The organism is Pseudidiomarina xizangensis (assembly GCF_052541995.1).
This window is the reverse complement of sequence record NZ_JBOBQA010000001.1, coordinates 123,532-149,068: the sequence shown is the minus strand read 5'-3', so window position 1 is coordinate 149,068 and position 25,537 is coordinate 123,532. Positions and strand designations below refer to the sequence as shown.

The window sequence follows — 25,537 nt, the reverse complement described above, 5'->3', positions numbered from 1 at the left end:
ACCTTAACAGATAGGATTTGTTATTAACGCACAATAATGTAACCGCTGGTAACCAGCCACTCAAGAGCTTTTCATAGCGTCAAACTGGCGATTGAACTGTTTTGCGGGTGATTAAGCGACTTCTTTGACGGGTATCAGAGCGGCAAGGCCGTATTTTGCGCGTGCTTTATCGCAATAGGAATTGGTATCTTGGTCGCCGGCAACAAACTCACGACACGGTGATGGACGGTTAGAGTAAATGCGACAACCGACCTGCTGCCCAATTTCACCTTCTAGAGCAACACAGCGCGGCTGAGCCTGATTAGTGCCCTGCATGCATAGCAAATGAGGATGAAAGTTTTCGGTCAATTCGGAGGGAACGTAGCCTGTAGGTGCGCCAGTGGCTTCACCCCAATAAAATGAAACACGATAGGACGCGCAGCAAGCTCCACACGTCAAGCAGGCCGAAACCGTACTCATCGCGCAACACTCCAGAACAGATAAAACATGTCGAAATGGCGGAGCGGACGGGACTCGAACCCGCGACCCCCGGCGTGACAGGCCGGTATTCTAACCAACTGAACTACCGCTCCGCAGCGGTGATTTGCATTCAGGAAAGTGGCGGAGCGGACGGGACTCGAACCCGCGACCCCCGGCGTGACAGGCCGGTATTCTAACCAACTGAACTACCGCTCCAGTTTCCTGATTCAGAGTTTCCCGGATGGGACCCCCCGAATGCGGAGCGAATATTACGAGGGCGCCCGTCCCCCGTCAACCTTTTTTTTGAAGTTTCGCTTTGTTTGCCTGAAAAACAATCAAATCGGCTTATTTTACCAACTTTAAGGATTCATCTACGATCGCAATTCCCCCTAAGTTCAGGTAATCTTCTTAAGCGAAAACAAAATTAAACAAGGTAATACTAAACGCATGCGCCAAATCGTACTCGATACCGAAACCACAGGTCTTGACCCAGCTCGCGGCCATCGCATCATTGAGATTGGTGCCGTCGAACTTATCGGTCGTAAACTTACTGGGAACACCTTCCATGTTTATATTAATCCGCAACGCGTGGTGGAACAGGAAGCTATCGAAGTACATGGTATTACGAACGAGTTTTTGCAAGACAAACCGGTGTTCGCGCAAATTGCTGAACAATTTCTGGAGTTCATAAAAGGTAGCGAGTTGGTCATTCATAATGCTGCGTTCGATATCGGCTTCATGGACCATGAATTTGCTCGCCTTCGCAACGGCACTGGCTGCACCAGCGATTATTGCAGTGTGCTCGATACCTTGATGTTGGCGCGCGACATGCGCCCCGGCCAAAAAAACAATCTTGATGCACTGTGTCGCGCATTCGGTATTGATAACTCCAATCGAACCTTTCACGGTGCTTTACTTGATGCCGAGTTACTCGCCGACGTTTACTTAATGATGACAGGCGGGCAAACCAAGCTGGAGCTCGCTACCCAGAAACAATCACATCAACAAAATGGTCAACAAGTGGACTGGCGGCCGGTACAGAATAAACCGGCTCTACGGGTTATTCAGGCGACCGACGCAGAAGAACAAGCTCATCGTGAACGTTTGCAGTTAATCGACGCCCCATTGTGGGGACAACAATCATGAAGCACGTACACATATACACCGATGGCTCATGCTTAGGTAATCCGGGGCCAGGTGGTTATGGTGCGGTTATCGAATACGGTCAGCATAGTAAAGAACTATCCGCGGGCTACCGCTTAACCACCAATAATCGCATGGAAATGTTAGCGGCCATAAAAGCGTTGGATGCGTTGAAACACGAGTGCAAGGTAACCCTCACCTCCGACAGTCAGTACTTAAAACAAGGTATTGAAAGCTGGATCCATAACTGGAAACGCAATGGCTGGCGGACTTCAAACAGAAAACCTGTGAAAAATGCCGACCTATGGCAAGCGTTAGATAAAGCTGCTGAGCGTCACACTATCGCTTGGGAATGGGTAAAAGGTCATGCTGGTCATCCGCAAAATGAGCGTTGTGACGAACTCGCGCGCTTGGCGGCCAGTGGTCGTAAATTACACGAAGATACTGGCTACCAACCGTAAGCAAGTTGCAGCACGTTAAGGATTATTCACCTGTTACTTGTGGATACTTGCGCTCATCCCATGCTTGCATGCCGCCGTCGACCGATATTACCTTGTCAAATCCCATACGCTGCAATGACTCAGCCGCCAATGCTGAACGACCGCCTGAGCGACAGATTAAATACAAAGGTTGGTCGGCGATGCGCTGTAAGGCATCATCATAACCTGCGACATCAGGGTGTTGATTTAACTGCATTTCCAACACACCGCGCGGCATATTAACCGCCCGATGGATATGCCCTGCAGCATATTCACCAGGCTCGCGCACATCAATAACGCGAGCACCTTCGGCAATACGTTGCTGCAATGTATCCACATCAATTTCTTCAACATTACTCTTGGCTTTAGCGCATAACTCTTGTGGTGATAACATCAGTACTCCTTAGATTGTATTTGATTCGCCAACGGAGCGGTTTGTAAATTAGGCCGCCTCTGGCGTTTCTTCTGTCGCTCAGTTACTAACGTTAACGGAAACTCACGTTTTTTAGCAACGACTAAATAAAGCGTACCGCATTGTGGAAGCACATGATACAACCGCTCCATGCCGGTTTGTAACGCGCCCCAGCGCTGTAATAGAAGGCTAGGCGCAAAATACCGTTCAACGGTAATTTCAAAGTTCAGCAATGCTAGCCAATCCAATAAACGTGCTTTGCTAAAATAACGACCGGACCACGGATATTGGTTTACTTTACTTGGCCATAAACCGCTTAAAAGACTCGGACTGAACGGATTGAAACCAACATAAATTAATTTACCGTCGGCAATTAAACTACGACTCAAGTCTCTTAATACTTGGTGGGGATCGTGTTCAAATTCAAGTTGACCGACCGATAAAATGGCATCGAGGGACGCTTCGGCAAAGGGCCAATCGCCACTTTTCGCCTGTACCTGCACTTGCTCATGTAATGTTTCGGCAACCGAAAATTGATGCGCAATAGCGAATTTAGGTAACTCAAGTTCAGCGCTCAAACACCCAACCCGCGCGAAATGGTAACCAAAAAGCCGCTCACATTGTTCTGCGAGCTGCTGTTCTACCTGGTCTTTCAACCAATTTCCACACGCCAGTTGTTGCCAGTGTTGTGGCGGCTTTACAGCTTGTTCACGAAACGCGGGTTTTAACATGAGCTCGGCTCACCTGTATACTGGTTGCACGCTAATGCAAAATGAATAGGTTAATTATGCTTATATCGCCAATCAGAGCTTTTGATGATAACTACATTTGGGCAATTCAGCCAGTCGCCGGTGCAGCAGCCGTCATCGTTGATCCCGGTGACGAACAGCCAGTTCTCGAATGGCTGCATAAGCAACAAGTTGATTTAGCCAGCATTTTGATTACCCATCACCATTGGGATCACACCGATGGGTTACTGCCTTTGTTAGAAAAATTCGATGTTCCCGTGTATGGTCCGGACAACCCCAAAATTAAAGGTATCAGTAACCCCGTGGGTGAAGGTGATCGCTTTACTCCAGCGGGGCTCGAGGTGAATTTTTCAGTACTTGAAACGCCTGGCCACACCCTCGATCACATCAGCTTTTATGCGACTGACCTGTTATTTTGTGGCGACACTCTATTTAGTGCAGGTTGTGGCCGCATGTTTGAGGGAACTGCACCGCAATTTTACACTTCTTTACGCAAATTGGCAGAACTTCCGGCAACTACCTCCGTCTATTGTACGCATGAGTATACTGCAGCAAACCTTGAGTTCGCGGCTGCAGCAGAACCCGATAATAAAGCAATTAAGCAATTTCAACAGCAAGTTGTGCAGTGGCGCGAACGTGATCAAGCTTCACTACCGTCTAACATCGCAAGAGAGCTGGAAATCAATCCTTTCTTGCACGCACGCAATGCAGAAGAGTTTGCCCAGTTAAGGCAGTGGAAAGATAAGTTTTAAACTCGTACACTGCGCAACATACAGTCGTAGGGAATACAAAATAGGAATAGGGATCAATGAAGAATTGGCTAGTGCTGACACTAAGCGCGCTTGTTGTAACTGGCTGTCAATCGACACCAGATGAGCCGCAACTATCGAAAACAACGAAGCAGCAAAAGCTCGAACCGACTTTGGTGCCTGTGGTCGACACCACGCCATTATCGGTTGTATTAAGTGAGAGCTCTGTCGAAGCAGCTGTTGTGGTTGAATTATCACCACAACAGGAAGCTGATGTCTGGCAACGTATTCGACGCCAACTCAACTTACCCATTCCAGTACAACAGCAAATCGATGCGCAACGTGATTACTACTTAAAGCACCCGGCATACATGAATAGGGTTGCTGAACGCGCAGCTCCTTTTATGCATCTGATTGTTGACGAAATAGAACGCCGTGGCCTGCCACTTGAGCTCGCCCTATTGCCTATTGTCGAGAGCGCTTTTGACCCATTTGCCTATTCCCATGGACAAGCAGCCGGCGTCTGGCAGTTTATTCCGGGTACAGCGCGGCAATACGGTCTCGACATCAATTGGTGGTATGACGGTCGCCGCGACGTTTATGCTTCAACCCATGCCGCGCTGGACTATTTAACAGATCTGAATAACCGCTTTGACAACTGGTTACATGCCCTCGCCGCTTATAATTCGGGTGGTGGTCGCGTTTCATCGGCTATTCGCAAGAACAAACGCGCGGGTAAGCCAACCGACTTCTGGTCGCTTGATTTACCGCGGGAAACCCGTGCTTATGTGCCTAAGTTACTGGCATTAGCCGAGATTCTTAAGCAGCAAAAAAAGTATCAGGTGAGCTGGTTACCGATCCCGAATCAGGCTTACCTCGAAGTGATCGAAACAGATACACAAATCGACTTAGCACTGGCCGCCGAGAAATCAGGGCTAAAACTTAATCAATTGCACCACTACAATTCAGGCTACAACCGCTGGGCGACAGATCCAGAAGGACCGCATCGACTATTATTACCTAGCGAAAATGCGCACCAATTAAAGCAATGGCTAGCGTCCGCAGATAGTAAAGATTTAGTACGCTGGACCCGACATAAGGTGAAGTCTGGCGAAAGCTTAATTGTTATTGCCAAGCAATATCACACCACTGCACAAGCCATTCAGCAAGCCAACTCGATTCGCGGTCATTTGATTCGCGCGGGTGATTACCTGCTGATTCCCGCTGCATCACGCGATTTGAAAGACTACAATTTGTCGGCCGGCCAACGTCTTTCGGCAACCCAATCGCAGCAACGCGGTGCCTACAAGATCACCCACGAGATTGCCAATGGCGACACGTTCTGGGATTTAAGTCGTAAATACAATGTGAACTTGCGGCAACTGGCAAAATGGAATGGTATGGCACCAACGGACCCATTGCGACCCGGCCGCGAGCTTGTGGTGTGGCTCAAAGATGATAGCAAATCAAGCGGTGTTACCCGAAACATTCACTATCAAGTACGCTCGGGTGACTCACTCGCACGCATTGCGCAAAAATTTAATGTCACTATTGATGATATTGAGAAATGGAATCAAATCCGCCGCTCTAATTATCTGCAACCTGGTCAGCGTCTCAAACTCATCGTTGACGTAACCAGATTGGGAACGGATTCCTAATTGCTACTCGCTACCAATCAATTGTAGTAAGTCGGTTTCGCTGAGCACTGGCACTCCCAGTTGCTCAGCTTTACTCAGCTTCGAGCCTGCGTTGTCACCAGCAATTACCGCTGTGGTTTTTGCCGACACACTACCGCTTACTTTAGCACCACGTGCTTGTAACGCTTGCTTTGCTTCATCGCGGGTCAGCTGGGTCAAAGTACCAGTCAAAACGTAGGTATTACCGGCTAAAGTAGCCTCGCTCTCGGCAAGCTTTTCCACCTCCGGCCAGGAAATATCTAGTTCAAGCAACTCACGCACCACATCTTGGTTGTGCGGTTCACGGAAAAACTGGAAAATATGGCTAGCGACCACTTTACCGACGTCATCAACCTTTTCCAACTCAGCCTGGCTGGCCGCTTGTAGCGCCTCCAGAGAGGCAAAATAGCTGGCCAAATTCGCCGCTGTAGCTTCACCTACCTCACGAATTCCTAACGCATAGAGGAATCGTGGCAAGGTCGTCTGCTTGCTCGTCGCTATTGCGCCGACAATGTTTTCCGCCGATTTCTCACCCATACGGGGAAGCATGGCTAATTCACGCGCTTGCAAACGAAAGAGATCAGCTGGCGACTTCAGCCATTCACGCTCAACTAACAATTCGATTAATTTATCACCTAAACCATCGATGTCCATCGCTTTACGTGAGGCAAAATGTTTTAACGCTTCTTTGCGCTGGGCTGCACATATTAAACCACCGGTGCAGCGTGCCACAGCTTCACCCTCAGCACGTTCAATGTGTGAACCACAAACCGGGCAAGAAATGGGAAACTCAATACTTTCAGCGCCCGCAGGTCGCCTCTCTTTGACAACATTTACCACTTGCGGGATCACATCGCCGGCACGACGAATGATCACCGTATCTCCAAGCTTGATATCTAAGCGCGCGATCTCGTCGGCATTGTGCAAGGTCGCATTAGACACCGTTACACCAGCAACCGCCACCGGTTCAAGTCGCGCCACAGGGGTTATTGCGCCGGTTCTTCCAACCTGAAAATCGACCCCCTGAATCACCGTCATTTCTTCCTGAGCAGGAAACTTCCAGGCGATTGCCCAACGAGGAGCGCGTGACACGAAGCCAAGATCTTGCTGCTGGTTAATCGCATCGACCTTAAGCACAATACCATCAATTTCATAACGCAGCTGATGGCGACGCGCTAAAATATCTTCGTAGTAGGTCGCGCAACCTTCGGCGTTGGTAACACACTTAACTTCACCGCTAATCGGTAAGCCCCAGCTTGCCAGCTGGTGTAAGCGTTGAAAGTGAGAGTCAGCCAGATTACTATCATCGCTCACCACCCCCACACCATAAGCGTAAAAATGCAGCGGTCGTTGTGCCGTAATGCGTGAGTCGAGCTGACGTAAGCTACCCGCTGCCGCGTTGCGCGGATTAGCAAAAGCTTTTTCACCGCGTTGCAAAGCCTTTTTGTTGTACTCTTCGAAGGCCTGCACGGGCATAAAAACTTCACCACGAACCTCGAAACGTTGCGGATAATCACCCGACAGCTGCAACGGCAGATTACGAATGGTGCGGACATTGGCGGTAATTTCCTCACCGGTTTGTCCGTCACCACGGGTTGCACCGCGCACCAGCTGACCGTTCTCATAAAGTAGGCTGACCGCGGCACCATCTAACTTAGGTTCGCAGCAATAAGCAACCTCTGTTGCACTATCAAGACGCTCCTGAACGCGTTGCGAGAACGCTTCAAATTCGGTTCGCTCGAATGCATTGTCAAGGGACAACATCGGCATTTCATGGTTAACCTGCTGAAATGCCGAAACCGCTTTACTTCCCACTTTTTGCGTTGGCGACGAGATGCTGCGTAGCTCTGGATTTTCACTCTCAAGCTGCTGCAGTTCACGAAACAAACGATCGTATTCCGCATCAGGAACAGTGGGTTCATCAAGCTCGTAATATTCTTGGTTGTAACGGGTAATAAGTACACGCAGCTCATCTACGCGTTGGCGGGCATCTGTCGTTGTCATAGGATTAATTACTGCCGAATAAGTCGTTTGCGTTCGTATTCACGAATACTCTGATGGATATGCTGGACCGCCTGACGGGTCAGAGGATTACGGTTTTCATCAAGTACCTGCCCGCCTTCAACCGCTGCGGCAAGCTTATCAGCGGCGTTCTGCATCATGGTGAATGCCTTAGCCGAGTTACTCTTAATTGGTAACGCCAAAAATAAAGCGACACCTCTGGTTTCAAACTGATCCATCGCATCAATATCGAAGGTGCCTGGGTTAAACATATTTGCAAGACTAAACAAAACAGGTCCCTGCCCCGCCGTATCGACATGCCGATGAAAGATATCAAACTCACCGTATTTAAAACCCAGCTCAGTCATTTGTTGTAACAGTACCGGACCCGTGATGTTTCCCATAACATGCAGTGCAATCACTAGATCGGGAGCCTGTGTTAGTGCCGGTTCATCGTCTGGCTCAAGGGGCAACTCCATGCTTTGTTGCGTCGGCTCAGCTGTTGCAGCTGATTTTCTCCCTAGTGGCACAGATTTAGGCTTAGTTTTGTTTTTCGCTTCAGCATTTTGCTCAGCTTTTTTTAATTCATCAGGCTCTGCCGCCAACGACGGCAACTCGAGCTCTTCATCGTCTTGCATCGCCCGTATTGGGTCGGAAGTCTGTTCAGCAGGTGAATCAGCCCCCTTTTCAGCACCAGGCTTAGCCTGCGACTTCAATTCTTCTGTATCGATTTGGCTGGCCTGCTTAGGCTTCTGCGGGGGCTGTTTCGTCGCATGCTCGGAAACGCGTTCCGAGGCGCGCTTGATTACCCGCACTTCACCAATGCCATCATCGTCGAACGCCGCTGATGGATGCGTTTGTTGTCGTTTGCGTTCAAGCTCACGCTGCTGTTCACGGGCACGGCGCTCGTTACGACGAATGTTCCACATGCCATGACCAATAATCAGGCCAATCAGCAGTAGACCAATAACGCTAAAAACAATTTGCATGGTACTCATTGCAGGCTTTCCATGATCTGTAGTTTACCCTATAGTTCTTGTTTTTAAGATGCTTCAGTCAGCGCGACAGCTTCATCGACATCGACCGCAACCAGACGTGATACCCCTGGTTCTTGCATGGTGACACCGGCCAAATGTGAGGCCATTTCCATTGCCACTTTATTATGACTGATGTAGATAAACTGTACCGTCTGCGACATTTCCTCTACCAATCGACAAAAACGACCAACGTTGGCATCGTCCAATGGCGCATCAACCTCGTCCAACAAACAAAATGGTGCAGGATTGAGACGGAAGATAGCAAAAACTAATGATAAAGCCGTCAGGGCTTTTTCACCACCCGATAACAGATGAATTGTACTATTTTTCTTACCGGGTGGCCGTGCCATGATCGCTACTCCTGTTTCGAGTAGATCATCTTCAGTAAGTTCCAAGTAAGCACTCCCGCCACCAAACACCTTGGGAAATAACTCTTGTAAGCCACTATTTACCGCATCAAAGGTACTTTTGAACCGCTGTCGCGTTTCTCGATCTATTTTCCGGATTGCCGTGTCTAAGGTTTCCAGACTTGCGCTCAAATCTTCATGTTGCTGGTCAAGAAAGGCCTTACGTTCTGCCAAGGTTTCGGCTTCTTCAATTGCTGCAAGATTAATAGCTCCCAAACGGGCGATAGCGCTTTGCAAGCGATCAACTTCCGCTTGCCAGGTTTTCTCTTCCGCCTCTTCCGGGAGTTGTTCAAGTACCGGCTTCAATGGCTGCTGCATTTCGTCCAGTACAGCAAGTACATTGCGACTGCGCTCCTGTAATGCGGCAAGTTCCATCTGCGTACTTTGCAATTGCTGGCGAGCTTTCTCAATGCGTGTCTCGACACCCTTCGCCCCACTACTCACGTCGCTCAATTGCTGTTCGATATCCGCCAGTTTGTTTGCCCATTCGCGCCGTTCTTCGTCAACCCGTTCTCGTTGCTGTAGCAACTCTTCCAGCTGCAACGCTTGTTGTTCTAACAGCTCTTGCTGATCAGTGTCTGGGTCGGCCAGTAACTGCAGTTGCTCTTGTGCTTGACCTTGTTGCTGCTGTAACCGCTGCACCAGCGTATGCATGTGTTGCAGCTGGCTTTTTACTTGTTCCAACTGTAGTTTTTTATCTTGCAGTTGCTGCTGCCGTTGCTGTTGTGTATCGCGCAGCTGACTGCGCTCACCTTGCAATTGTTCACGTTTACCCTGCCAGTCTTCAGCGTTTTGATCATCTTGTTCTTGCTCTTCAAAATCAGCCAGCAGCAACGCTAATTCCTCATGTTTTAGCTGCAATTCTTCTGCTTGCTCGTCAAGCTCACTGCGCCGCCCGGATAAACCAGCAAGTTTTCCTTCGAGCGTTCTTCGTTGCTGTGCCTGCCACTGGTTTTTTCCCCGCCAGGTGGCGAGCTCGGCTTGGCGTTCACCCAGTTGCTCACGTTGTTCCTGTAACTTGGCGTCGAGTTGTTCGCGCTCACCTTTGAGTTCATGTAACGACTGCTCCAAGCTTTTGATTGTCGCAACCACCTGGGTCAAATGTGAATCTAAATGCGCTAGTTCTTGCTGTTGCAGCAACTGACTATCTGCCGCGTCTATCTGCGCCGCTTGATAACCGGCTGCCGACCAAACTTTTCCTTGCGAGGTAAGCGCATAGTTCCACTGTGGCTCAGCAAGTTTAACTTGTGCTTCTTCAGCATCATTCACCAGCGCTACTTGTTGCGCCCATGGCCAGCGATTTAATGGCGAAGCCAAAACACTGGCAAGACTATTAGATGGTGCTTGGTGTTCCGTTAAAACCACCAGACGCATTCCCAGCTGCTCAGGCCAATTCTCTGGTGCAGCATCTACCACATACGCATCGAGCCAATCAGTCACTAGTTGCTCAACCGCGAATCGCCAGTCATCAACGACGTCAAGTGCATCACGTACCTGCCCGCTATGGCTAATGTTATGCTCATGCAACCAGACGAGTAATGCCTGCGGCCAGTCATTTGCTTGTGAAGCTTCAAGTAAGGTGCGCAATGAGCTTTGCTTACCTAAAAGTTGTTGCTCAGCTTGCCGCTGCTGGGTCAGTTGCTGTTCATCAGCTTCACGTTGTTCCCGTAACTGCCGTTGCTGTTGTAACAGCGTCTGCAGCAGTTCTTCACTTTCCTTTAGCCTACGCTCGCTGTGTTCCAACTCCGCTTCAGAGGCGCTGTCTTTTAAATCATCAAGCTCTTGTTTTAATTGCTGTTGCTGCTGCTGCAAATCGTGATGTTGCTGTTGTACGCGTTGTATCTGATCAGCAGCCCGTTCGTGCTGCAAATGCAGTTGTTGGCCGCGTTCGCGGTGCTGTTGCTGGGCAGTTAAGAAGGCCTGATAATCATTTTGCAGCTTAATCCATGCTTCTTCATGGGCATTAAATTGCTGTTGCGCTTCATGGGCCAGCATTTCAGCTTCTTCCAGCTCAGGCGCAAGTTCATCGAGTTGAGCTTTTAATTCACTCTCTTGTTCCAGATCACGCTGATAGGTTTCATTCAGCTGTTGCAACTCGGCCTGCAATTGTTGTTGTCGTTGTTCTCGCTGTTGTAGTTGTTGGCGAGCACTCTGTAATTCATGTTCTGTGCGGGTGATGTCGTTGCCTAGGTGATAAAACCGCTGCTGAATTTCATCCAACTTGCTCTTAACTTCCGCGGCTTGCTCCCGTAACTCCAGCGTACCGCGCTCACTCCCTCGTTGTTCAGCAATCCAGCGCTCCAGCTCAGCCTCATGTTCACGAATAGTTTGCCGTAAACGGTCCGCTTGCTGTTCATGCGCCAGCCACTTTAACGCCTGCAGTTCAGCTTTAAATTTGCGTTCTTGCTTTTTTAAGTTTTTGTAACGACGTGCTGCCGCTGCTTGCCGTTGCAGTTTATCTAATTGACTGCCCAACTCGTCACGTACATCATTTAGGCGTTCTAAGTTATCGCGGGTATGCTGCATGCGATTTTCGGTTTCCCGGCGTCGTTCTTTGTACTTAGAAATGCCCGCCGCTTCTTCAATGAAGACGCGCAACTCTTGCGGTTTTGATTCAATTAGACGGGAAATCATTCCCTGTTCAATAATCGCATAACTACGCGGACCTAAACCGGTCCCGAGAAATAAATCGGTGATATCGCGGCGACGACATTTACTGGCATTAAGGAAATAGTCAGAGCGACCGTCGCGGGTGACCAGCCGCTTCACAGAAATTTCCGCGTAGTTCGCGTACTCCCCCTGAATTCGACCATCGGAATTATCAAAAACCAGCTCGACACTTGCCTGGGACACCGGTTTTCGCGCACCCGAGCCGTTAAAAATTACATCTGTCATGGCATCGCCGCGCAAGTTTTTCGCCGAACTTTCGCCCAAAACCCAACGCACAGCGTCAATCACATTCGACTTGCCACAGCCGTTAGGCCCAACGACACAAGTCATCTGGTGCGGAAACGGCACTTTGGTCGCGTCGACAAATGATTTAAAACCAACGAGTTTGATGTGTTTTAGGCGCATTCGTTTTGCAGCTGCATTGTTATTGTTGTCCGTTCATAATGCTAGATTTTGTAACATTTTCAAGGGTAGGTTAACTAGTATAAGCTCGTATACTGCGTAAAGCTTTAGCAAACACAGACTTGCTCGACCGATAAAGGAGTAAAGAATGCCTCAACCTGCCTACAGTGATTTTGGCGCCAGCTATGTTGCACGCGGTTTTGAACTTGCATTTCAAAAAGGTGTGCGGCGCTACGCGTTGATTCCGTTGAGCATTAATATCGTACTATTTAGCATCGCTATTTATTTTATTTTTCACTATACCTCGCTTTGGGTTGCTGATCTTGTCGCTTGGTTACCCCAATGGCTGCAGTGGCTTGAAATCATTGTCTGGCCGTTGATTATTATTGGTGTATTGTTGTTATTCGCGCTCACGTTTACCAGTGTTGCAAACATCATCGCTTCGCCTTTTAACAGTCTTCTCGCCGAAAAGGTTGAAGAACGTCTTACTGGTGTTCCTGGCCCCGACGGTGGTGTCGCTGGAATGATTAAAGATATTCCGCGCACCTTAGGCCGGGAAATGCAAAAGCTGGTGTACTTTATTCCTCGTACACTGGGCTTTCTGTTACTACTTTTGTTTATTCCAGTAATAGGTCAGATTCTGTGGATTTTATGGGGCGGCTGGATGATGACCATTCAATACGCGGACTATGCGTTCGACAATCATAAAGTACCGTTTCGAGCTATGCGTTCAAGCCTCCGTACCCATCAGGGTAAAAGTTTAAGCTTCGGCGTGGTGGTCGCTTTTTTGGCCTCAGTGCCATTAATTAACCTGGTCATGATTCCTATTTCTGTATGCGGCTCCACTGCCATGTGGGTTGACCACATGCACAAACAAAATTTACCCTAGCGTAGCATCCAAGCAATCGTTATGATGGTTAGTAAAGTGTTAACCATTGAGGTTTAACTGGTGCGTTTAATTCGCTGTTTTGCTTTAACTTTACTGCTGGTGCTGGGCATCACGCCTAGCCTGCAGGCCGATGATATTGAAATTGTGTGGGGCGTCAACAATGGTCCTCCGTTTCATATTGCCGATGGGTACTTCGCCAACCAAGGTGTTTGCGACGTCATGGTCGAAGCTTTTCGGCGCGCCCTACCAACCACTGAACAGAGTATTAGCCGTTATCCACAAAGCCGAATTGCAGCATTGATTCGCCAAGGTGAAGATTTGTGCTTCCCTTGCATGATTAGACGGGAACGCGATACTGATGTGGTGTATTATTCAAACACTGTATTTTCTTACCCTGCCCACGGGATAATTACACGCCCTGAATTAGCGAAGAGCTTTATCGAAAAATTTGGTAACCCCGTAGATTTTGTCGAGCTTCTTAAAACGGGAAACTACCGTTTCGGCCAGCCACTTGGCCGACGTTACGGTACCCTACAACCTTACATAGAGCGGTTTTTACACAATACCTCACGGTTTAGCGAAATATCTGGCACCGATGCCAATGCCAACATGTTGGCAATGGTTAATGCTAAGCGTCTGGACTTTGTCATCGATTATCCGATGGTAATGAACTACCACAGTGAAATCTTACCCATCAAACTGGCCTTTTTGCCAATAAAACAGAATCACTCAGATAACGTCGAAGGTGCCGTTGGTTGCCCTGCAACACCTTGGGGTAAAAAAGCCATTGAACACATTAACACCGCTATTCCTGCCGTAATAAAAGATCCTGCGCTTCGTGCAGCAAAAGATCGTTGGCTTATGCCACAAAACCCGTAAAATAGAGCTTCTGTTGCGCACATCACGCTTTTATCAACAATGGCTTCATTACAATGAATGTATTCTCTTCATCTTTAGCGACTGTCGCGGCTTTAACCCTTGCCTGCGCAGGCTCCTTTTTTGCCTCTGATGCGCACGCCTGGGGTAAAACCGGGCATCGTATAACCGGGAAGATTGCCGAGTCTTATTTGACCGATGAAGCACGCGCGGCAATCCAATCATTACTTGGCCCAGAGTCATTGGCGGAGGCTTCAACCTATGCCGATGAAATGCGCTCTAACCCAAATGTGTTTTGGCAAGAAACAGCTGGGCCTTTTCACTACGTCACACTGCATCACCCGCACGAATATCACGCTGAAGATCGCCCGCCACAAGGTGATGCAATGAGCGCGCTCACTGACTTTACGGCAACCCTGCAAAACCCCAACGCAAGCCGTGAAGAAAAGCAGCTCGCGTTGCGCTTTATCGTGCATATTATTGGTGACTTACATCAACCCTTGCACGTCGGTTCAGCAGCGTTAAACGATCGCGGCGGCAATGACGTCAACGTCGTATTTTTTGGCGAACAAAGCAACTTACACCGAGTCTGGGATTCTGGACTTGTTGATCATCAACAGTTGTCCTACAGTGAATTTTCAAACTGGCTTCAGCGCAAAATATCAAGCGCACAAGCGCAGTCATGGGCCACACCAGATCCCTACACCTGGATCAGTGAAAGCTCGAAGTTACGTGACGTCGTTTACCCGAAAACTGACGAACCTTACTTAAGTTGGGACTACGTATACAATTACAGCCCAACAATGAAACAGCGTTTACAGCAAGGTGGCGTGCGCATCGCGGCCTACTTAAACCACGTATTTGCGAAATAACAAGGTTGATATGAGTGTCGAAACTTTTACTCCCGTAACACCAACCACAGCAACTCAGCCCAAGATCGGTTTCGTCAGCTTGGGCTGTCCCAAAAATCTGGTCGACTCTGAACGTATTCTCACGCAGCTCCGCACCGAAGGCTATGACATCGTCAACACCTATAACAATGCGGACATGGTTATTGTCAACACCTGTGGTTTTATCGATAGTGCGGTGCAAGAATCTCTTGATGCCATCGGTGAAGCACTAAATGAGAACGGTAAAGTCATCGTAACCGGCTGTTTAGGGGCCAAGGACGACGACATACGTGAAGTTCATCCCAATGTACTAGCCATTACCGGTCCACATGCCTACGAAGAAGTTATGGGCCATGTGCATACGCACGTGCCAAAGCCCGAATCGATACCCTTTGAAAACTTGGTACCAGAAACAGGTGTTAAGCTGACGCCACGGCATTTTGCTTATTTAAAAATTTCCGAGGGCTGCAATCATAGATGTACCTTCTGCATCATTCCCTCCATGCGTGGTGATCTCGTCAGTCGTCCTGTAGGTGATGTTCTGGCGGAGGCGCAGCGGCTGGCCAACGCCGGCGTCAAAGAGCTATTGGTGATTTCTCAGGACACCAGTGCCTATGGTGTCGATGTAAAACATAAAACCGGATTCTGGGATGGCCAACCGGTGAAAACTCGCATGTTAGAATTGTGCGAAGCATTAGGTAAACTAGATATTTGGGTGCGTTTGCATTACGTCTACCCTTATCCGTCAGTCGATGATGTGATTCCATTGATGGCTGAAGGTAAGCTGCTGCCATATTTAGACATTCCGTTGCAACACGCCAACAAACGTATTTTACGGTTGATGAAACGCCCTGGCTCCGCCGATCGCACCTTAGAGCGTATTCAGAACTGGCGCAAGATCTGTCCTGATTTGACCATTCGTAGTACATTCATTGTTGGCTTTCCGGGCGAAACAGAAGAGGAGTTTGCAGAGCTATTGCAGTTTTTGCGCGACGCCCAACTTGATCGTGTAGGTTGCTTTACCTATTCCGACGTGGAAGGTGCAAGAGCTAATGATTTACCTGATCCGGTGCCAGACGAAATCAAGCAGGAGCGTTATGCGCGCTTCATGCAAGTGCAACAAGAGATTAGTGCTGCACGTTTGCAGCAAAAAATCGGCCGTACCCTACAAGTGTTGATTGATGAAGTCGACGACGAAGGCGCCATTGGCCGCAGTTACGCAGACGCCCCGGAAATTGATGGTCTGGTCTTTCTCAACGGCGAGTATAACGTCAAACCGGGTGACAAGGTTGAAGTACGTATCGAACACGCAGATGAATATGACCTGTGGGGTACGATAGCGAGTTAAGACTCGCTATCATCATCGAGCAACTTGTTATCCAGCTTCTTCGACGTCTGTACACCCATATCTTTAAACTTCTCGACCCGGCCAATTAAGTTACCGCGGCCAGTGGACAACTTATTCATCGCGCCATCGTAGTTTCGCCGCGCGGACTCAAGGCTATTACCAATCTTTTGCATGTCTTCGATGAAGCCAACAAACTTATCGTAAAGCTTGCCTGCATCGGTGGCAATTTGTTGCGCGTTGCGGTTTTGATACTCGTACTGCCAGATGTTATTCACGGTACGTAAAGCAACTAACAGATTGGTCGGGCTCACCAACATAATATTATTATCCAAGGCTAATCGGATAAGCTCAGGATCGCGATCCACTGCTAGCAAAAATGCCGGCTCAATTGGTATAAACATCAGTACATAATCAAGCGTACGAACACTTTCAAGTTGCTGATAGTTTTTCTTGCCTAAGCCTTTGATGTGCGCACGCAACGAATTAACATGCTCGTTTAATGCGGCCTCACGGGCGTGGTCTTCGTCACTATTGAAATAGCGCTCATAAGCAACCAGTGAAACTTTAGAATCGATCACCACATCTTTATCGTTTGGCAAATGAACTACAACATCAGGTTTGAACGATTTGCCATCTTCATCACGATGGTGACTTTGGGTTTCGTATTCATTACCTTCGCGCAGTCCTGATTGATTAAGAATACGCTCTAGTACCACCTCGCCCCAGTTTCCTTGCGTCTTAGTGTCACCTTTTAAGGCTTTCGTCAGAGCTTCCGCTTCCGTTGCCATTTGTTTGTTTAAGTCTTGCAACGAGGTGATCTGCTGCGTCAACGAGGCGCGCTGTTTTAGCTCCTCAGTGTATTGCGACTCGACCTGTTTTTTGAAGGCTTCAAGTTGCTGTTTAAACGGCGCCAGAGTGGTCTCCAGCGTAGTCTTACTGTGCTGCTGTAAACGCTCCGATTTTTGTTCAAAAATCTGCTGAGCCAAACGCTCGAATTCTTTTTTCATGCGTTCTTCGCTGGCTTCCAACAGTTTTTGTTTTTCTTCAGCGTGCTTCAGCGTACTCTCAAGTTTGCTTTGCGACGCAGCCAAATCAGCTTGTAACTGGCTGCGCTGCTGTTGTGCTTGTTGCAACTGTTGTTCGAGCTGCTCGTGCCGCAACTGGGTTTGCTGCAACTGCTGTTGGTTACGCTGTTCAGTGCGTTCAGCATCGTGCTCAAGCTGCTGTTCCCGCTGTTGTGCGACAGTTGTTTGATGCGCCATTTCTTGCCTGAGTCGCGCTAACTTCGGCCGCTGCGATGCCCAGCCCAACAGCCCCCCCACTACCAGTGCGCCAGCACCGGCAGCGAGCCATTGCCACAGCAGTAAATTAAGCATTAGCATTTTCCAACTTCACCCGCCAAATTGCCGGCCCAGTTTCGTGGGCATTTTCACCGCTGCTGTCGACTGCTACGGTAACTGGCATATCTTCTACATCAAACTCATAGATAGCTTCCATTCCTAAATCCTCAAAAGCCACGACTTTCGCTTTCTTAATGGCTTTCGCTACCAAGTACGCAGCACCCCCGACAGCCATCAGGTAAACCGCTTTGTGTTGTTTAATACTTTCGACCGTTTCCGGCCCTCGTTCTGCTTTACCGATCATGCCAAGAATACCGGTTTTGTCTAGCATTAGGTCAGTGAATTTATCCATGCGTGTCGCGGTGGTAGGCCCTGCTGGTCCTACAACTTCGTCGCCTACTGGATCCACAGGTCCGACGTAGTAAATAAATTTATTAGTAAAATCGACGGGCAACTCTTCACCATTATCGAGCATATCTTTAATACGTTTGTGCGCGGCATCACGGCCGGTTAGCATTTTGCCAGATAACAACACCGTTTCGCCGGTTTTCCAAGTTTCGATATCTGCCTGAGTGATTTCATCTAAATTGACCCGCCGCGCATCGTCGCCAAGCTCAAAGGTAATATCAGGCCAATCTTCCAGCTTTGGCGGCTGCAGATCGGCTACACCAGAACCATCCAGAGTAAAGTGTGCGTGACGTGTTGCCGCGCAATTTGGAATCAAGGTGACTGGCTTTGATGCCGCATGAGTCGCCGCGGTTTTAATTTTCACGTCCATAACTGTGGTCACGCCGCCAAGTCCCTGCGCGCCAATACCGAGTTTATTCACCCGATCATAAATTTCTAAGCGCAATTCTTCTTCAGCACTTTCTGGCCCACGCTCAAGTAACTCCTGAATATCTACCGGATCCATCAACGCCTCTTTGGCTAATACCGCCGACTTTTCTGCAGTACCACCGATACCGAGTCCGATCATTCCAGGCGGACACCATCCAGCACCGAGTTTCGGCATAGTTTCCACCACCCAATCAGCAATCGAATCGCTCGGGTTGAGCATCACCATTTTTGATTTATTTTCCGAACCGCCACCTTTGGCTGCGATCATCACCTCAACTTTATCACCGGCGACCATATCGATGTGTACCACTGCCGGAGTATTGTCCCCAGTATTCTTGCGCTGGCCAGCTGGGTCCGCCACGATCGATGCACGCAGTGGATTTTCTGGGTTGGTGTAAGCCTGACGGGTACCCTCATCCACCATTTGCTGCACCGTCATGTCCGTCTTATCCCATTGCACGGCCATACCTACTTTCACAAAACAGGTGACGATGCCTGTGTCCTGACAAATGGGCCGATGCCCTTGCGCGGCCATGCGAGAATTCGTTAATACCTGCGCAATCGCGTTTTTCGCCGCTTCACTTTCTTCTTTGTGATAAGCCTTTTCTAAGGCTTGGACAAAATCCAGGGGATGGTAATACGAAATATATTGCAGCGCGTCTGCGATGCTCTCGATGAAATCCGCTTGCCGAATGGTGGCCATGACTACCTCTACTTCCTCGGGTTACAATTGGCCGTTATCATAGCGTTTTCGTTGCACGCTGACCAGTTTTCACATGGCTTATGTTAAGCTAATTGTAAATCGTTCTGGAGTAGATTGATGGTGTCGATTACAGCAGTTGTTATTGACCTAAAAGTAGATTTTGCTGAGCTTTTTACAGCTATCGCTAACGAACCCTGGGCATTATTGCTCGATAGCTGCGATCATCCTGGAAGTGATTATGATTTTATCTTTCGTCAACCTGAGCAGACCATTACCAGCACTGCAAACTGGCCCGCACAGCTGCAACAGTTATTAGCTCAGTTACCCAGCTATAAAGGGCCAGACGGAGTACCTTTTCAGGGTGGCCTGGCAGGCGCATGGAGTTACGATGCCGGTCGAGCACTCGAACGTCTGCCCGCTCAGGCGAAGCGAGACATCGAACTACCTGAGATCGCTGTGGGTTTATACACCCAAGCGCTGATTCGCTGCCGAAAAACCGACACCACTTGGTTAGTCGCTCCACAAGACCAGCTCGAAGTTTTACGCATATTTTGGCAAACCAAGGGCAGCTTACCGGCGCCGACGCGTGAATTTAAACTCACAGCTGCCTGGCAGAGCAATATGACCACTGCTGATTACCTGCATAAGTTTTCACGGGTACAAGAGTACCTGCACGCCGGCGATTGTTATCAGATCAACCTCGCACAACGATTCTCAGCACCTTTTTCAGGAGACCCTTGGGGTGCGTACCAGCGTCTTCGCATAATCAACCGAGCACCCTTCTCGGGCTTTATGCGCTTAACCAACGGGGCCATCTTAAGCCATTCTCCCGAACGTTTCTTGCACGTCGACGCCCACGGCAAAGTGCAGACGAAACCTATCAAAGGAACCCGCCCTCGAGCTGCTGATGCAGAAACCGACCAAGCGCTCGCTGATGAACTTCAGCATGCGGTCAAAGATCGTGCTGAAAACGTGATGATCGTCGACTTACTACGAAATGATTTAAGTCGTGTCTGTAAACCAGGGTCGGTGCATGTGCCGCAGTTGTTTGCACTTGAAAGTTATCCGGCGGTGCATCATCTGGTCAGCACCGTTGAGGGACAACTTGAGCATCCGCAGCAAGCTCTGGAACTCATTGCGGCCTGTTTCCCTGGGGGCTCTATTACTGGTGCACCAAAGATTCGGGCGATGGCAATCATTGATGAGTTAGAACCGCAGCGACGCAGCTTTTACTGCGGTAGCCTCGGCTATATTTCTCAACATGGTGAAACCGACACCAACATTGCCATTCGTACCCTGGTCACCCATGCTGACACCATTTACTGCTGGGCGGGAGGTGGCTTGGTGGTTGATTCTGATGGTCCAGCTGAATATCAGGAAACACGCGACAAAGTTGCAAAAATTTTACCAGTCTTAAGCACTACGCATACTGCGGAGGCGACATGACCCGCGAACAGTTTCTGCATCGATTTCAATTACACCCAACCAGACAAAGTAAACGACCAACGTTAAAACGTTTACGCCCGGCGGCGGTATTAATACCGCTGTGGGAACGTGAGGGTGAGTTACAGTTAGTGCTTACTCTGCGTGCTGCGAATCTGCGTCACCACGCCGGTCAGATTAGCTTTCCAGGGGGCCGTCAGGAGCCACATGATACATCGCTTTACGCAACCGCACTGCGCGAAGCTCATGAAGAAATAGATTTACACCCAAGTGCGGTGACACTGGTTGGGCAGTTGCAGGACTATCCGGTTATCAGTGATTTCATCATCCGACCCTACGTGGCGTTTATCGATCCGCAACAGCCGTTACGCGCTGATCCACATGAAGTAGCAGAAATATTTACCGTACCACTCAAATATGTACTGCACCAAAAACAGCATTTTGCCTATCGCTTACAGCGTTTTTTGTATGATCAAGTATACTTTATTCCATATCAGCATAGAAATATCTGGGGAGCGACAGCTGGAATTTTGCGAGAATTGGCGGATCACGTGTATCCTGAACGTCATGCATTCTTTCGTTCTCTAAACTAATAGGTTAACGATACTAGTTATGATAAGTGTTTTTGATATTTACAAAGTGGGCATTGGCCCATCAAGTTCTCACACCGTCGGTCCAATGCGTGCCGCAACTGAGTTTTTGCACGCCGCTGAACAAGCAGTGGGACTGTCCGAAGCAACGACGATTAAGATCGAACTGTTTGGCTCTCTGGGCCAAACCGGCAAAGGTCATGGTACCGGTAAAGCGGTCATTTTGGGGCTCGCCGGTGAAGCACCGGAGACCGTAGATACTACGACTGTTGACGACTTCCTCGCCAGTATTGATAAGACCCAAAAACTCAAGCTTTTGGGTCAGCATGAGATCAAATTTCCGCGTGAAGGAGCTATTACTTTTCACCGCCGGAAGACCAAACCGCGGCATGCCAACGCCATGGAACTACGTCTTTTGAAGGGTGATGAGGTCATTTACCAAGATCTCTATTACTCCATAGGTGGTGGCTTTATCGTTCGCGATGCTGATTTCGATGACACTTTGGAAGTAGCAATTGAACAATCTAGCAAACCGATTCCCTATCCGTTTGACTCTGCAGCCGATCTGCTTAGCCAATGTAGCGAACATGGATTGCGCATCAGTTCACTGATGTTGGCCAATGAAAAAGTGTTCCGCAGTGAAGCCGAAGTTCGTAAGGGGTTAATGCATATTTGGCATACCATGGACGCGTGTATCGACACGGGCATCAAAACCGAAGGCATTTTACCGGGTGGACTTAAAGTACGCCGCCGTGCACCGGGTCTCTATCAACGTCTGCGCAACGAAAAATCAGCAGACCCCATGCAGACCATTGACTGGGTCAACTTATTTGCCTTAGCGGTGAATGAGGAGAACGCCGCCGGTGGTCGTGTCGTTACCGCGCCAACCAACGGCGCTGCAGGTATTATTCCTGCAGTGATGAAATATGCTGACAAATTCATTGGCGCGCTCGACGAAGAGACTGTCGTACGCTTTTTATTAACTTCCGCCGCGATTGGCATCCTTTATAAAAAGAATGCCTCGATATCAGGCGCGGAAGTCGGCTGCCAAGGCGAAGTTGGGGTGGCCTGCTCGATGGCTGCAGGTGCGCTTGCAGAACTTATGGGCGGCAGTGTCAGTAACGTCGAAAATGCTGCAGAAATTGGCATGGAGCATAACTTAGGTTTAACCTGCGATCCGGTCGGTGGACTGGTACAGGTACCTTGCATCGAGCGCAATGCCATGGGCGCGGTGAAAGCAATTAATGCTGCCCGTCTGGCCCTGCGCGGTAGCGGTGACCATAAGGTATCGCTCGATAAAGTCATTAAAACCATGTGGGATACCGGCAATGATATGAAAACCAAATACAAAGAAACGGCCCGCGGTGGGCTAGCAGTCAATATAATTGAGTGCTAGTTCGGTTACAACGTAGGTAGAACCATACTTGTAAAGAGGCGATCAACAGCTTCCTGAGTACGCTGTTGCATCGCCTCTTCTACCACAGGCTTGGTCAGATGTGGGGCAAAGGTTTCGATAAATTCATACATATACCCACGCAAAAAGGTCCCTTTGCGGAAGCCTATTTTTGTTGTGCTCGGCGCAAACAAATGCTCAGCTGGCAAGGCCACCAAACCTTTATCACTAGCCGAATCGAATGCCATGGTCGCGACAACGCCAACGCCCAACCCCGCACGAACATAAGTTTTAATCACATCAGCATCGGTCGCGGTAAAAACGACATTCGGCTGGATCCCAGCAAGGGTAAACGCCCGGTCAAGCTCTGAGCGACCGGTGAAACCATGCACGTAAGTCACTATCGGGTGTTCCCCGAGCTGTTCAATCGATACCTTGTCAACTGCTGCTAAAGGGTGACCTTTGGGCACGATGATGGAACGATTCCAATGGTAACAAGGCAACATGATTAGATCGTGATATAAATGCAGCGCCTCCGTAGCAATGGCAAAATCAGCCTTGCCTTTTGCTGCGGCTTCGCTGATGTGTTCCGGTGAGCCTTGATGCATGTGCAAAGACACGCGCGGGTAGCGCTGCATAAACTGTTTGATTTTCGCCGGTAACGCGTAGCGTGCTTGAGTATGCGTGGTCGCGACATTAAGCTTGCCTTGGTCAGGTAGGGTATGTTCACTAGCAACGGCCTTGATACTGTCTACCTGAGCCAGAATTGAACGCGCGATCTGAATGACATCCTTACCAGCAGAGGTCACTTGGGTTAAATGCTTACCGCTACGCTCAAAAATCTGTATACCAAGCTCATCTTCAAGCATACGAACTTGCTTGCTAATACCAGGTTGAGAGGTATACAAACTCTCTGCGGTCGCTGAAACATTCAGGTTATGATTTAATACTTCAACGATATAGCGCAGCTGTTGCAATTTCATAGCAAAATCCGATTGGGTTACTTATTCTAAAAATATATAACACGATCGGTATTTATTCCAAGATCAAAATAAGAGGTTTTTGTGTCAAGTTTATCCGACCAGTTAAAAAATCTAGGCTTTGAGTCCTCCGGCGGGCCTGCTGAAAATGAGGTTAACACAGCCACAGCCATTGATACGAGTACCCCCGTGCGCATCCAGCGGCAAACCAAAGGTCGTAAAGGTAAAGGCGTCACGGTAATTTTAGACTTACCGGAAGATCCCAAGTTATTAGCTGATTATGCCAAACAACTACGCAAAATATGTAGTGTTGGCGGTAGTGTTAAAGACCAAACCATTGAGTTACAAGGTGATCAACGCGACGCTAGCAAGGCATTTTTGGAGCAACAAGGATTCAAGGTCAAACTAGCAGGAGGTTAAGTGATAACCAAATGAAACTTTGCGACCTGCTTCACTCCACTGTAAGTCATCCGCTAACTGTTGCAAAAGATCTAATCCGCGGCCATAAGGCTGGCTCGAATTTCTTATGTCAATCTGCTCGCCTCTCTCCCACGGCTGTCCAGTATTACTCACGGTAATATTCAGGTAGTTACGACGTTGATCAAAGCGTACCTCAATACTTATACTGCCTGACTGCAGTGCTTGTAGCCGTTCCGTTCGCAACTGATAATAATAAGCAAAGCCTTCCGGATCATTCTTCATCCGCGAATCGAGGCCAAGCAAACCATGCTCCAGCGCGTTATTGAACACCTCGGCAAGCAACAAGTAAATGGTCGTACGATGACCATGCAATGCCGGTAAGCGTCCAAGAACCCCGAGTACCGCAGTTACCACATCAATTTGCTGCAAGTCTTCTGCACTTAGGGTGGTCTGAAAAGTGAAAGGCAGCGCCTGTACTTCTTCGTCCTGCTCTGGCGACGCTAACCCAGTCGGACAGCATTGCAAAATAGCCAACGATAAATCGTCGTGCAACGGTTGCGTACCGCGAAAGTTTTCTAACTCTGTCACCAACGTTTGAAACTCGTTTCGTCCAGGATAAGTTTGAATCAGCTTCTCCAAAGCTTCCATGCCCAGGAACTCACGTTTCTGACTCAACATTTCGATGACGCCGTCGGTGAATAAGGCTATCGCGTCAGTGCTTCGGGTACGAATGGTGGCGACCTGACTGTCAAAATCATCAACATTTAGCACTCCAAGCGCCATATGCTGCGCCTTGAGTCGATGTTTGACCACGCCATCTTGACCAAACACCAAAGCTGGGGGCATGCCACCATTCCAATAAGTCAAGCGCTCGCCATTAGCTGATAATTCTAGTAAAAAACATGCACAAAACATATCGTTTGGTAACAAACGGTTGAGACGGTAATTAAATTCCACCACCATTTCTGCCACCGATACACTGCGGTCAGCCATCGCGAAAAAAGCCTGTGACAGTGGTAAAGCTCCTGTCGCAGGTGCCAAACCATGACCGGTGAAGTCAGCCATCAAAACGTAGAGACTACCTAAAGGGCCAGGCGCAATTAGACAAAGGTCACCATTAAATTTTGACGCGGGCGTCAGTAACATGTGAATATTTTCGTAATTAGTAAAGTTGCGGCTAAGTGCGTTGCGAAAGATGTGCGCGACTAACTCATGTTCGCGTTCGACCCGTTGGGTGTGCCAAACCAGACTTTCACGAACAGCATGTAATTGACGCACAGTATTGAAACTATTGGCCATCAACTGAATTCTTTGCAGCGTAAGTCCGGTCAATGTTGGCCAGGGCAACACATCGCCCTGCCATTTCAAGCTTTTCTGCGTATCCACTTCGGCCGGCAGGATAAGTAACTGTTGCGGGCATTCTAAAGGTTGCAAGAAACGCTCATCTAGCGCAGCAGTGATTACTATCGTAGGGTGTAAAAGATCAGCATTCGGATGCCAATCGGTAATTTTTCTTAAGCGAATTCTGCGCGCGACACGAAGCTGCTTCAACTCATCCACAACTGAATTAGCGAAATCCGAATCATCATGGTAGATGTCGATAACAATTTGCTGAAACCGCTTAAGCATTAGCTTTGCCTCTGC

Annotated in this window: 22 protein-coding genes and 2 tRNA genes; 12 read left to right on the top strand and 12 right to left on the bottom strand. The window is 48.8% G+C overall.

Annotation, left to right across the window (positions count from 1 at the left end; translation table 11 throughout):
* Nucleotides 1-111 precede the first annotated feature (111 nt).
* The 3 genes from ACQ5ES_RS00720 to ACQ5ES_RS00710 all read right to left on the bottom strand — a co-directional run bounded on the left by ACQ5ES_RS00720 (nt 112) and on the right by ACQ5ES_RS00710 (nt 675).
* A complete protein-coding gene (locus tag ACQ5ES_RS00720; protein WP_445014046.1) occupies nt 112-459 on the bottom strand; it encodes a YkgJ family cysteine cluster protein in 348 nt (115 codons plus the stop codon).
* A 36-nt stretch (nt 460-495) separates the two neighbouring features.
* Nucleotides 496-572 (bottom strand) — tRNA-Asp (locus tag ACQ5ES_RS00715).
* 26 nt (nt 573-598) lie between these two features.
* Nucleotides 599-675 (bottom strand) — tRNA-Asp (locus ACQ5ES_RS00710).
* Nucleotides 676-906: 231 nt separating this feature from the next.
* Here ACQ5ES_RS00710 and dnaQ point away from each other — a divergent pair.
* Nucleotides 907-1,605, top strand: a complete 699-nt coding sequence (gene dnaQ, locus ACQ5ES_RS00705) for a DNA polymerase III subunit epsilon (RefSeq protein ID WP_445014045.1) — start codon at nt 907-909, stop codon at nt 1,603-1,605.
* Nucleotides 1,602-2,063 (top strand): ribonuclease HI, encoded by a 462-nt coding sequence (gene rnhA, locus ACQ5ES_RS00700; RefSeq protein WP_445014044.1) that lies wholly within the window; start codon nt 1,602-1,604, stop codon nt 2,061-2,063. The genes dnaQ and rnhA overlap by 4 nt, the downstream gene beginning before the upstream one ends.
* Before the next feature lie 22 nt (nt 2,064-2,085).
* Here the strand turns inward: rnhA and ACQ5ES_RS00695 are convergent, their stop codons facing one another.
* Together ACQ5ES_RS00695 and ACQ5ES_RS00690 are read right to left on the bottom strand one after the other, a co-directional pair.
* Entirely contained in the window at nt 2,086-2,475 is a 390-nt protein-coding gene (locus tag ACQ5ES_RS00695) for a rhodanese-like domain-containing protein (protein ID WP_445014043.1), read from the bottom strand.
* Entirely contained in the window at nt 2,475-3,224 is a 750-nt protein-coding gene (locus tag ACQ5ES_RS00690) for a methyltransferase domain-containing protein (RefSeq protein WP_445014042.1), read from the bottom strand. The genes ACQ5ES_RS00695 and ACQ5ES_RS00690 overlap by 1 nt, the downstream gene beginning before the upstream one ends.
* Before the next feature lie 56 nt (nt 3,225-3,280).
* On the opposite strand from ACQ5ES_RS00690, the gene gloB reads away from it, so the two are divergent.
* Both gloB and ACQ5ES_RS00680 read left to right on the top strand, forming a co-directional pair.
* Nucleotides 3,281-3,994: a hydroxyacylglutathione hydrolase gene (gene gloB / locus ACQ5ES_RS00685; RefSeq protein ID WP_445014041.1), complete on the top strand. Its 714-nt coding sequence runs from the start codon at nt 3,281-3,283 to the stop codon at nt 3,992-3,994.
* Between the two features lie 56 nt (nt 3,995-4,050).
* Nucleotides 4,051-5,649, top strand: a complete 1,599-nt coding sequence (locus ACQ5ES_RS00680; protein ID WP_445014040.1) for a lytic transglycosylase — start codon at nt 4,051-4,053, stop codon at nt 5,647-5,649.
* Between the two features lie 3 nt (nt 5,650-5,652).
* On the opposite strand, the gene ligA is transcribed toward ACQ5ES_RS00680, so the two are convergent.
* From ligA to smc, 3 genes are read right to left on the bottom strand one after another with little or no spacing between them, the layout of a single operon-like run.
* Nucleotides 5,653-7,671, bottom strand: coding sequence for an NAD-dependent DNA ligase LigA (ligA, locus tag ACQ5ES_RS00675; RefSeq protein ID WP_445014039.1), 2,019 nt, complete (start codon nt 7,669-7,671; stop codon nt 5,653-5,655).
* A gap of 8 nt (nt 7,672-7,679) precedes the next feature.
* The gene (zipA, locus tag ACQ5ES_RS00670) at nt 7,680-8,666 is read right to left on the bottom strand and encodes a cell division protein ZipA (RefSeq protein WP_445014038.1); all 987 of its coding nucleotides are present in this window, start codon (nt 8,664-8,666) and stop codon (nt 7,680-7,682) included.
* A 44-nt stretch (nt 8,667-8,710) separates the two neighbouring features.
* Nucleotides 8,711-12,187, bottom strand: coding sequence for a chromosome segregation protein SMC (gene smc, locus ACQ5ES_RS00665; protein ID WP_445014037.1), 3,477 nt, complete (start codon nt 12,185-12,187; stop codon nt 8,711-8,713).
* A 145-nt stretch (nt 12,188-12,332) separates the two neighbouring features.
* Between smc and cysZ the strand changes: the two genes are divergently transcribed.
* Genes cysZ through rimO form a run of 4 tightly spaced genes read left to right on the top strand, consistent with a single transcriptional unit; the run spans nt 12,333 to nt 16,187 of the window.
* Nucleotides 12,333-13,073 carry a sulfate transporter CysZ gene (gene cysZ, locus ACQ5ES_RS00660; RefSeq protein WP_445014036.1) on the top strand — a complete coding sequence of 247 codons (741 nt, stop codon included), beginning with the start codon at nt 12,333-12,335 and terminating at the stop codon, nt 13,071-13,073.
* Nucleotides 13,074-13,133: 60 nt separating this feature from the next.
* Entirely contained in the window at nt 13,134-13,952 is an 819-nt protein-coding gene (locus ACQ5ES_RS00655) for a hypothetical protein (RefSeq protein ID WP_445014035.1), read from the top strand.
* 53 nt (nt 13,953-14,005) lie between these two features.
* Nucleotides 14,006-14,821 (top strand): S1/P1 nuclease, encoded by an 816-nt coding sequence (locus tag ACQ5ES_RS00650; protein WP_445014034.1) that lies wholly within the window; start codon nt 14,006-14,008, stop codon nt 14,819-14,821.
* Between the two features lie 10 nt (nt 14,822-14,831).
* Nucleotides 14,832-16,187 (top strand): 30S ribosomal protein S12 methylthiotransferase RimO, encoded by a 1,356-nt coding sequence (gene rimO / locus ACQ5ES_RS00645; protein WP_445014033.1) that lies wholly within the window; start codon nt 14,832-14,834, stop codon nt 16,185-16,187.
* Here the strand turns inward: rimO and rmuC are convergent.
* Both rmuC and ACQ5ES_RS00635 read right to left on the bottom strand, forming a co-directional pair.
* Nucleotides 16,184-17,563, bottom strand: coding sequence for a DNA recombination protein RmuC (rmuC, locus tag ACQ5ES_RS00640; RefSeq protein ID WP_445014032.1), 1,380 nt, complete (start codon nt 17,561-17,563; stop codon nt 16,184-16,186). The genes rimO and rmuC overlap by 4 nt on opposite strands.
* On the bottom strand, nt 17,556-19,067 hold the full coding sequence (locus ACQ5ES_RS00635; RefSeq protein WP_445014031.1) for a fumarate hydratase: 1,512 nt from the start codon (nt 19,065-19,067) through the stop codon (nt 17,556-17,558). Before ACQ5ES_RS00635 ends, rmuC begins: the two co-directional genes overlap by 8 nt.
* Nucleotides 19,068-19,184: 117 nt before the next feature.
* Between ACQ5ES_RS00635 and pabB the strand changes: the two genes are divergently transcribed.
* Genes pabB through ACQ5ES_RS00620 form a run of 3 tightly spaced genes read left to right on the top strand, consistent with a single transcriptional unit; the run spans nt 19,185 to nt 22,496 of the window.
* Entirely contained in the window at nt 19,185-20,513 is a 1,329-nt protein-coding gene (gene pabB / locus ACQ5ES_RS00630; RefSeq protein ID WP_445014030.1) for an aminodeoxychorismate synthase component I, read from the top strand.
* Nucleotides 20,510-21,103, top strand: coding sequence for a CoA pyrophosphatase (locus ACQ5ES_RS00625; RefSeq protein WP_445014029.1), 594 nt, complete (start codon nt 20,510-20,512; stop codon nt 21,101-21,103). Before pabB ends, ACQ5ES_RS00625 begins: the two co-directional genes overlap by 4 nt.
* A 19-nt stretch (nt 21,104-21,122) precedes the next feature.
* Complete coding sequence (locus tag ACQ5ES_RS00620; RefSeq protein WP_445014028.1) at nt 21,123-22,496, top strand: L-serine ammonia-lyase; 1,374 nt, start codon at nt 21,123-21,125, stop codon at nt 22,494-22,496.
* A gap of 5 nt (nt 22,497-22,501) precedes the next feature.
* On the opposite strand, the gene cysB is transcribed toward ACQ5ES_RS00620, so the two are convergent.
* Nucleotides 22,502-23,476 carry an HTH-type transcriptional regulator CysB gene (cysB, locus tag ACQ5ES_RS00615; RefSeq protein ID WP_445014027.1) on the bottom strand — a complete coding sequence of 325 codons (975 nt, stop codon included), beginning with the start codon at nt 23,474-23,476 and terminating at the stop codon, nt 22,502-22,504.
* Nucleotides 23,477-23,557: 81 nt separating this feature from the next.
* Between cysB and ACQ5ES_RS00610 the strand changes: the two genes are divergently transcribed.
* Nucleotides 23,558-23,893, top strand: coding sequence for a translation initiation factor (locus tag ACQ5ES_RS00610; protein ID WP_445014026.1), 336 nt, complete (start codon nt 23,558-23,560; stop codon nt 23,891-23,893).
* Here the strand turns inward: ACQ5ES_RS00610 and ACQ5ES_RS00605 are convergent.
* A complete protein-coding gene (locus tag ACQ5ES_RS00605) occupies nt 23,879-25,522 on the bottom strand; it encodes an ATP-binding SpoIIE family protein phosphatase (protein WP_445014025.1) in 1,644 nt (547 codons plus the stop codon). The two genes, ACQ5ES_RS00610 and ACQ5ES_RS00605, sit on opposite strands and share 15 nt — an antisense overlap.
* Between the last annotated feature and the right edge of the window lie 15 nt (nt 25,523-25,537).

What these genes read in the sequence shown, in the direction of transcription:
- ACQ5ES_RS00720 (WP_445014046.1), bottom strand. Translation starts at nt 459, where the DNA reads ATGAGTACGGTTTCGGCCTGCTTGACGTGTGGAGCTTGCTGCGCGTCC.
- dnaQ (WP_445014045.1), top strand. Translation starts at nt 907, where the DNA reads ATGCGCCAAATCGTACTCGATACCGAAACCACAGGTCTTGACCCAGCT.
- rnhA (WP_445014044.1), top strand. Translation starts at nt 1,602, where the DNA reads ATGAAGCACGTACACATATACACCGATGGCTCATGCTTAGGTAATCCG.
- ACQ5ES_RS00695 (WP_445014043.1), bottom strand. Translation starts at nt 2,475, where the DNA reads ATGTTATCACCACAAGAGTTATGCGCTAAAGCCAAGAGTAATGTTGAA.
- ACQ5ES_RS00690 (WP_445014042.1), bottom strand. Translation starts at nt 3,224, where the DNA reads ATGTTAAAACCCGCGTTTCGTGAACAAGCTGTAAAGCCGCCACAACAC.
- gloB (WP_445014041.1), top strand. Translation starts at nt 3,281, where the DNA reads ATGCTTATATCGCCAATCAGAGCTTTTGATGATAACTACATTTGGGCA.
- ACQ5ES_RS00680 (WP_445014040.1), top strand. Translation starts at nt 4,051, where the DNA reads ATGAAGAATTGGCTAGTGCTGACACTAAGCGCGCTTGTTGTAACTGGC.
- ligA (WP_445014039.1), bottom strand. Translation starts at nt 7,671, where the DNA reads ATGACAACGACAGATGCCCGCCAACGCGTAGATGAGCTGCGTGTACTT.
- zipA (WP_445014038.1), bottom strand. Translation starts at nt 8,666, where the DNA reads ATGAGTACCATGCAAATTGTTTTTAGCGTTATTGGTCTACTGCTGATT.
- smc (WP_445014037.1), bottom strand. Translation starts at nt 12,187, where the DNA reads ATGCGCCTAAAACACATCAAACTCGTTGGTTTTAAATCATTTGTCGAC.
- cysZ (WP_445014036.1), top strand. Translation starts at nt 12,333, where the DNA reads ATGCCTCAACCTGCCTACAGTGATTTTGGCGCCAGCTATGTTGCACGC.
- ACQ5ES_RS00650 (WP_445014034.1), top strand. Translation starts at nt 14,006, where the DNA reads ATGAATGTATTCTCTTCATCTTTAGCGACTGTCGCGGCTTTAACCCTT.
- rimO (WP_445014033.1), top strand. Translation starts at nt 14,832, where the DNA reads ATGAGTGTCGAAACTTTTACTCCCGTAACACCAACCACAGCAACTCAG.
- rmuC (WP_445014032.1), bottom strand. Translation starts at nt 17,563, where the DNA reads ATGCTTAATTTACTGCTGTGGCAATGGCTCGCTGCCGGTGCTGGCGCA.
- ACQ5ES_RS00635 (WP_445014031.1), bottom strand. Translation starts at nt 19,067, where the DNA reads ATGGCCACCATTCGGCAAGCGGATTTCATCGAGAGCATCGCAGACGCG.
- pabB (WP_445014030.1), top strand. Translation starts at nt 19,185, where the DNA reads ATGGTGTCGATTACAGCAGTTGTTATTGACCTAAAAGTAGATTTTGCT.
- ACQ5ES_RS00625 (WP_445014029.1), top strand. Translation starts at nt 20,510, where the DNA reads ATGACCCGCGAACAGTTTCTGCATCGATTTCAATTACACCCAACCAGA.
- ACQ5ES_RS00620 (WP_445014028.1), top strand. Translation starts at nt 21,123, where the DNA reads ATGATAAGTGTTTTTGATATTTACAAAGTGGGCATTGGCCCATCAAGT.
- cysB (WP_445014027.1), bottom strand. Translation starts at nt 23,476, where the DNA reads ATGAAATTGCAACAGCTGCGCTATATCGTTGAAGTATTAAATCATAAC.
- ACQ5ES_RS00605 (WP_445014025.1), bottom strand. Translation starts at nt 25,522, where the DNA reads ATGCTTAAGCGGTTTCAGCAAATTGTTATCGACATCTACCATGATGAT.